Here is a 7,030-nt window from a genome sequence, read left to right as displayed (position 1 = left end):
CCCTTGGGATTATTCCTCAAGGGCGGCGAGCACCTTTGGCGGCGGCGGGACGTCGCCTGCCGCAAAATCAAGACCATCAAGCTCGTTCAGGCCGTTCACACTCATGATCGCATGCAGGCTGTCGACATATTCCTCGCCGCGCTCGGAATATTTGGTCAGGGTCTCGGCCAGTTCCCAGCCACTGATAAACTTGCCTTCGGCGCGAAGGGTTGCGCGACGTTCGCGCAATTCCTGATAGGCCGGATGCGAGTTGATGTTGCGTGCATAGGCGCGCACACTGTCCATCAGGCTACCAAAGGCCTTGATGACGTGGGTTTTGCCATCTTCGCGATCTTTCGGCACGATGCCTTCATCGTCGCCCCAGGCCCATTGACCAAACAGGGCGTTGCCTTTGCGCACAAAGCGTGACGTGCCCCAACCACTTTCCTCTGCCGACTGGGCAAGGATCAGCGAGGTCGGGATAACGTCAATGCGCTCAAGCAGGGCGTTGATGCCGCCATCGGTCACGCGATAGCGCTTCATCAGCTGATTGACCCATTGCTGATCGGCCTGGCTGACCGGGGTGCCGGAAATGCCCTTGGCCTGAATGGCCATCAGGCGTTCACGGCGCGCGGTGATTTCTTCGTTCACGCGCATGGCCAGCGGCAACATGATTTTCAGGAAAAGCTGTTTGCGCTCTTCAACTGATGCCAGTTCGCCAAGGCCTTCGGGCACGCGCTTGATATAGACGCGCGGAACTTCGCCTACCTCATTGAGGTGATAGCCGATGCTTTTGAAATACTGGCTGAGTGCGATGACTTCAGGACCGCGGCGATAAACCGTTTTCTTCTTTTTGATAACGGCTTCATCTGCCGTGACTTCGACGGTTTCTGTCTCGAAACCTTCCGGAGTTGGAGAAAGATCAATTCCGGCGAAAAGCCCAATATACAGGAAAATAACCGCTCCGAAAATCGAAGCGAGCGCAACATTCCTGTAACTGTTTGTTTTTGCGCTAGTCATTGTTGAATCTCCAGGATCAGTCGAACTGTCCATCCCAAGTGGAGGTTATCTATGCCTGCCGCGCGCGATGATCGCAACGGGCAATATCTCCGAGAGTTGAAAACGCCAAGAAAACCTTTTCGTTCAGCGCATAATTTTTACGCCCGGCGCGGGTTAAAGTTCACGCCGGGCGTCTGAATTTGTTAACGACTCGTAAATCCGTGCGCGGTCAGTTCACCGGATGGTCGGACGCCATCTTGTCGGTGAGGTGTCCGAAAACCGGGTCAGGTTCAGTCAGCCATGACCGGTTCGACGGCCTGAACTTCGGGCACGTAATAACGCAGCATGTTTTCGATGCCCATCTTGAGCGTCGCGGTGCTGCTTGGGCAGCCGGCGCATGCACCGTGCATTTCAAGGAAGACCACGCCATCTTCGAAACGGTGGAAGACGATGTCACCACCATCCTGTGCCACGGCCGGGCGCACGCGGGTATCAAGCAGTTCCTTGATCTGGCTGACCAGTTCATCATCGCCTTCGGCAGCAGAGCTGGTACCGGTGGCGGCGTTGGAATCCTGATCGAGAACCGGCTGACCCGACGTGTAATGTTCCATGATCCCGCCAAGAATCTGCGGTTTCAGGGTTTGCCAGTCCTTGGAGTCATCCTTGGTGATGGTGATGAAATCACCGCCGAGGAAAACACCGGCAATGCCATCAATTTCAAACAGCTTGCGCGCAAGCGGCGATTTGATGGCTTCGTCACCCTTGACGAAGTTGGCGGTGCCAAGACGGCCCATGACTTCTTCGCCCGGAAGGAATTTGAGTGTCGCCGGATTCGGGGTTGGTTCGGTCTGAATGAACATTTTCGGCTTGTCCTCTCACTCTGATTGTCGGGACTTATGCTGCCCACTCAACAATCTCTATTTCATTTGGTTAGGCCCTAAATGGGGCAAAAACCACAAAAGATCAAGTCGCAGCGCGCAACTCAGGTATTCCGGATGGCGTGTTTCGCAATCACATTGACGTCAACGTTGCAGAATGCTGCTGATTTCGCGCATCTGGGTACGGGCCCGCAGCAGATAGAAACCAAGCCCCGCCAAATGGTTAGGGAAGACGATGCCATCGGCCGAGCCGTTCACAACCACCATCGGGTCAAGTGCGGCTGCTGCCTGCAGGGATCCGATCATTTCTGCCCAGACCGATGCGATCTGGCGTTCATTGATGATCTGTTCGAAGTCGGTGCCAAGATCGCGCAAGATCAGGCTATAGGCATAAAGGCGACCCTTGGTGGCATAGAAAACGTCATCGGCCGTGCGATCAAAGATCGACGGATTTTCCACCTTATCATCAATCAGGGCAGAGGCCGAGCCAAGGTCATTGGCAATGCGGTTCAGTGTTTCCTGAAGGTTGTCGGCACGGCGTTCAAAAACCGCATTCCCGTTGGTCAGACGGGTATTGTAGTTTTGCAGGGACCGGATTGCCTGACGGTATTGTTGTTCGGACGTGACACCGGGCAGCAGCGAAACGCTGGGATCAAACACCCATTTGTCGCCACGGAATTTCAAAAGGCCGGCGGCATCGTCCAGATCCGGGTCAACCTGACTTGACCCACGGGCGCGCCCGATCTGATCGGAAAGCTCGATCGCAAAGCGCGACAGGGCATAGACGATCCCGGTCTGGAAGTTCGGCATGTTATCAAGGGCTGCACTTGGCAGGAAGAACGGGTCGTTGGCGGTCCAGCGGTTCTGGTTGACCTCGCGATCAATCAGGGCTGCGGCGGTGTTCACCGCGTGACTGCCGCCCTTGTAATTGCCGATAAAGTCGGGGTTGTCATCGATACGATGCACAATCGCCATGCCTGCCGGATAATAGATCACGGCAATCAGAACGATCACACCAAGGCTGCGCACCCAGAACTTTCCCGAACCGAAAATAGCTTTCAGTCGGGAACCAAATCCTGCAACGCCGCCTTTTTTATAGAGATAATCGTCTTCAATCATGACTTGTCCTGTGAATTGATCCGGCAATTGAACCTAGGCGCTGTGCACCCAAACGGCAAGTCCATGATTTTACGCAGTGATGGTGATGAACGTTTCAAAGGTCGCCAGTCCAAGCAGTGTTTCAAGATCCTTCTCGGCCAAGGCAACACAGCCTTCGGTGCCGGCATAATCGGGTTTGGCGATATGCATGAAGATCGCCGATCCCTTTCCGGGCACGGGCGGGTCATCATTATGGCCCAGAACAACGATGATGTTATAGAGATCATCCTTGCGAAACAGCTTTTCATGGCTGGCATCAAACGGCAGGCGGACCGGGCAGTTATAGTCGGGATGACCGGGATCATCACACCAGCCGTCGGAAAATGAAATGGTGGTGACCGGAAGCTTGGTGCGCGGGCTGGGCCTGCGATCAGCACGATACATCACATAGCGCAGCTGCCAGCGACCGGCCGGCGTTTTGCCATCGCCTTCGGTTTTCTGGTCGGCATCAATCACGCCATTTTTCCCAAGGGCACAGCGAAATGTGTGTTCACCCACGCTCAGCACACCGTCTGGCGAAGCAAACAGTTCAAGCGGTTGGGACGGCGAAGGTGCAGCAGCGTCGCTTTGCATTCTATTGATGGACCTTATCGTATTCGATCATGTGCTGGCATAGTGCTGGCACGCAGCTTCAATATGCTGACGCGCCAATGGTGAGAAACAACAAAGGTAAATTTGTGGCATTTGCGCCAATTCGCCAGTCAGCTCACAAATGGTTGATACGGCGATTTTGGCCGCCTGGTCTTCCGGATAGCCAAATATCCCGGTGGATATGGCAGGAAACGCCACAGAGGCCAGATTGTTCTCGACCGCCAGCAAGATTGATTGGCTATAACAGCTTGCCAGCAAATCGGCCTCACCCTGTGTGCCGCCATGCCAGACCGGGCCGACGGTGTGGATGACGTATTTGGCCTTCAGGTTAAATCCCGGTGTGATTCTGGCATCACCCGTCGGGCAGGGGGCAAGCGGCCGGCAGGCGTTTGCCAGTTCAGGACCCGCCGCATGATGGATCGCACCGCAAACGCCACCGCCAGGCAACAGTGCCTCGTTGGCGGCATTGACGATGGCATCGACATCAAGTGTGGTGATGTCACTGAGGGTAATTTTGATGGCATGGGTTTTGTCGGGCGCGTTTTTGTGGGTCACGAATAGTATCCTGAAACGTGAATTCTTCCCTCAATACCAACCTGTAAGGGTGGCACCCCTGCACCAAAGTAGTGTTACGCGACCGATAAGTCAAAAAACAACGCTCCGTCAGATTTGGCGGAGCGTTGTTTTTTAAATCCGGTGCCTGTCCGAAGACGGGTTGAATGCGGTTTATTTGCCGAGGCGGGTAACGCCTTCTTCGATCAGTTTGGCAGCTTTTTCAGCACCTTCCCAACCGGTGACCTTAACCCATTTGCCTTTTTCGAGGTCTTTGTAACGCTCGAAGAAGTGCTGGATCTGATCGCGCAGGATCTGCGGCAGGTCTTCGTGGGATTTGATGTCGGTGTAATACGGGTCGATCTTGTCATGCGGAACGCAGATCAGTTTTTCGTCCTGACCGGCTTCGTCTTCCATGATCAGAACACCGATCGGACGCGCACGGATCACCGAACCGGCAACGACCGGCTCGCGGAACATGACCATGGCGTCAACCGGATCACCATCTTCGCCAAGCGTGTTGGGGATGAAGCCATAGTTGACCGGGTAATACATCGAGGTGTGCAGAAAACGGTCCACAAAAACAGCACCGGAGTCTTTATCGACTTCATACTTGACCGGTCCGCCCTGCGGAATTTCGATGACGACGTTTACGTCCCACGGAACATCCTTGCCAACGGCAATCTTGCTGAGATCCATCTGGGAAAATCCCTTTCGCTTTTTGAACGCATGCCCCGATCACCAGGGCGGCTGATATGAGCTTCTAAGATGCAAAGACGCATCCGAAGGAAAATGATGCCGACCTTTTATCGCGAAACGCCGTCGCTTCCAAGGGGGCAGGAAATGATACTTTTGATCAGAAACCCTGGGCGGTTTCGGCAACCGGCAGCAAAGAGCTTTTCACAGGCGTGAAGCGGTCTGATTCTGCCTCAAGATTATTGAAATAACCCGGGTTCTTTGATGCGTTTGCATGACGGCTGGGCATCGAACGACCGTGGAAGAGATGCAAGACAGGAGAGGTATATTCAACATTTTTGCGACGGATACCCGCCCGGATCATGCGGAGTACGAAATCTGAATCTTCCAACCCATGGCCTTCATAGGCTTCGTCGAAGCCACCAATCCTCAGGATATCATCCTTGAAGGCCGCAATATTGCACCCCTGTGCTTTCTTCCAGCAATTGGCGTGCTCCCACAGGCTTTTCTGGCTTTGCGGGATCGGAATGAACTGAAATGGACGATTGCAGTTGCCCGTCAGGCCCAGCATGAAAAGGATCGCACGTGGCCATTTGTGGAACCGGAGACGGTTCTTCATCGCAAGCTTGGTAAAGCGTTCCTTTAGGAAAACACGTTTGCCTGTCACAAAGCAGTTTGCTTCGGCCGCTTTGCGGTGGCTTGAAACAAAGTTCGACATCAGGCAGCAATCACCGTCGGTGAACACAATGATGTCACCTTCGGACATCGCGATGGCGCCGTTGCGCACGCGCGACAGCCGGTATCCCTGATCTTCCTGCCAGAAATGTTTGATCGGCACCGGGGATTTTTTTTGCATCTTGGTAATGGTCTGCGCGGTTTCCGGCCCTGAGCCATCATCAGCAACAATCACCTCGAAGTTATCGTCCTTCTGGTCGATCAGCGATTGCAAAACCATTTCCAGCGCTTCTGGCCAATTATAGGTCGAAACGATGACTGAGACCTTATGCACTAAAATACCCCTAAATGTTGCTTGTGGTGTCCGCTTCTGGAAGCACCAAGTCAGTGTGAGCAGACAGTATTTCCGACTGCTCTGACGATCAATACAGAATTGATACTGTCACGCGCCTGTAAAGATCACTGAGCGTCTGGCTTACCGGGTTTTCGTCATGTTTTTCTGATAATAGGCCCAGGCATGCGCGATGATCTGGCGTGGGGAAGGATAGTTTGCGCGCCATCCAAACATGTCTTGCGCCTTGGACGGGTTTGCAACCAGTTTGGCGGGGTCTCCGGGGCGACGTGCATCTTCTATCACGCTGAAATCGCGACCGGTGATCTCTTTGCAAAGTTCGATGATCTCTTTGACGGAACAGCCTTCGCCTGTGCCGATATTGACGGCATCGAAAGCAGCATTCTCGGACGCGATGACATGCGAAAGCGCCTTGACGTGCGCGCTGGCAAGATCATCAACGTGAATATAGTCGCGAATGCAGGTTCCATCGGGCGTGTTATAGTCCGTGCCATAAATCTTGATATGGTCGCGTTGACCGGCAGCAGTTTGCAAAACCAGCGGGATAAGATGGGTTTCCGGATCATGCCTTTCGCCCGTTCGACCCTCCGGGTCGGCGCCCGCAGCATTGAAGTAGCGAAGGGCAATGGCGTGAAAACCGTATATGTCGGCGTAGTCCCTAAGCATGGTTTCGACCATGGCCTTTGAGCGGCCATAGGGATTTTCCGCCCCGACCTCGAGCGTCTCAGACAGCAGCCCTTCATCCCGATTGCCATAGACAGCTGCCGTTGACGAAAAAACAATGTGGTTGCAGCCATTGCGCCGCATCGCTTCGAGCAGGTTCAGCGCCCCGGCAGTGTTGACTTCATAAAACCTGGCCGGTTCGACCATCGAAGCGCCAGCTTCAATCAGGGCGGCCATGTGAATGACGGCGGCAGGCTTGAAATCATCAAAGGCGTTATTCAAGGCGGCACTGTCGCGAATATCGGCGTGGATAAACGGAACATCTGGGGAAACAGCATCGCGGTGACCATTTGAAAGGTTATCAAACACAACCGGTTGGTAGCCACTTTCGCGAAGCTTGATGCAAATGTGCGATCCGATATATCCCGCACCGCCTGTTATCAAAATGTTTTGCATGAAATGGAATTACTACTTTGTTCCTGAGCCG

General features: G+C 54.0%; 8 protein-coding genes. All 8 read right to left on the bottom strand.

Annotated features, from left to right (window positions below):
* Positions 1-9 precede the first annotated feature (9 nt).
* Positions 10-999 carry a glucosaminidase domain-containing protein gene (locus B3Z49_RS01235; protein WP_296987637.1) on the bottom strand — a complete coding sequence of 330 codons (990 nt, stop codon included), beginning with the start codon at positions 997-999 and terminating at the stop codon, positions 10-12.
* Between the two features lie 269 nt (positions 1,000-1,268).
* Complete coding sequence (locus tag B3Z49_RS01230; RefSeq protein ID WP_008888723.1) at positions 1,269-1,838, bottom strand: NifU family protein; 570 nt, start codon at positions 1,836-1,838, stop codon at positions 1,269-1,271.
* 162 nt (positions 1,839-2,000) lie between these two features.
* Positions 2,001-2,975: a DUF2333 family protein gene (locus B3Z49_RS01225; protein ID WP_008888722.1), complete on the bottom strand. Its 975-nt coding sequence runs from the start codon at positions 2,973-2,975 to the stop codon at positions 2,001-2,003.
* Positions 2,976-3,044: 69 nt separating this feature from the next.
* Positions 3,045-3,587: a L,D-transpeptidase family protein gene (locus tag B3Z49_RS01220; protein WP_296987635.1), complete on the bottom strand. Its 543-nt coding sequence runs from the start codon at positions 3,585-3,587 to the stop codon at positions 3,045-3,047.
* Positions 3,588-3,614: 27 nt separating this feature from the next.
* Entirely contained in the window at positions 3,615-4,160 is a 546-nt protein-coding gene (locus B3Z49_RS01215; protein WP_296987633.1) for an O-acetyl-ADP-ribose deacetylase, read from the bottom strand.
* 171 nt (positions 4,161-4,331) lie between these two features.
* Entirely contained in the window at positions 4,332-4,856 is a 525-nt protein-coding gene (gene ppa, locus B3Z49_RS01210; RefSeq protein ID WP_008888719.1) for an inorganic diphosphatase, read from the bottom strand.
* A 157-nt stretch (positions 4,857-5,013) separates the two neighbouring features.
* Positions 5,014-5,862: a glycosyltransferase family 2 protein gene (locus tag B3Z49_RS01205; RefSeq protein ID WP_296987628.1), complete on the bottom strand. Its 849-nt coding sequence runs from the start codon at positions 5,860-5,862 to the stop codon at positions 5,014-5,016.
* Between the two features lie 141 nt (positions 5,863-6,003).
* Positions 6,004-6,999 carry a UDP-glucose 4-epimerase GalE gene (gene galE, locus B3Z49_RS01200; RefSeq protein ID WP_296987627.1) on the bottom strand — a complete coding sequence of 332 codons (996 nt, stop codon included), beginning with the start codon at positions 6,997-6,999 and terminating at the stop codon, positions 6,004-6,006.
* Between the last annotated feature and the right edge of the window lie 31 nt (positions 7,000-7,030).

Source organism: Thalassospira sp. UBA1131, assembly GCF_002311515.1.
GTDB lineage: Bacteria > Pseudomonadota > Alphaproteobacteria > Rhodospirillales > Thalassospiraceae > Thalassospira.
This window is presented reverse-complemented; position numbering and strand designations above follow the sequence as displayed.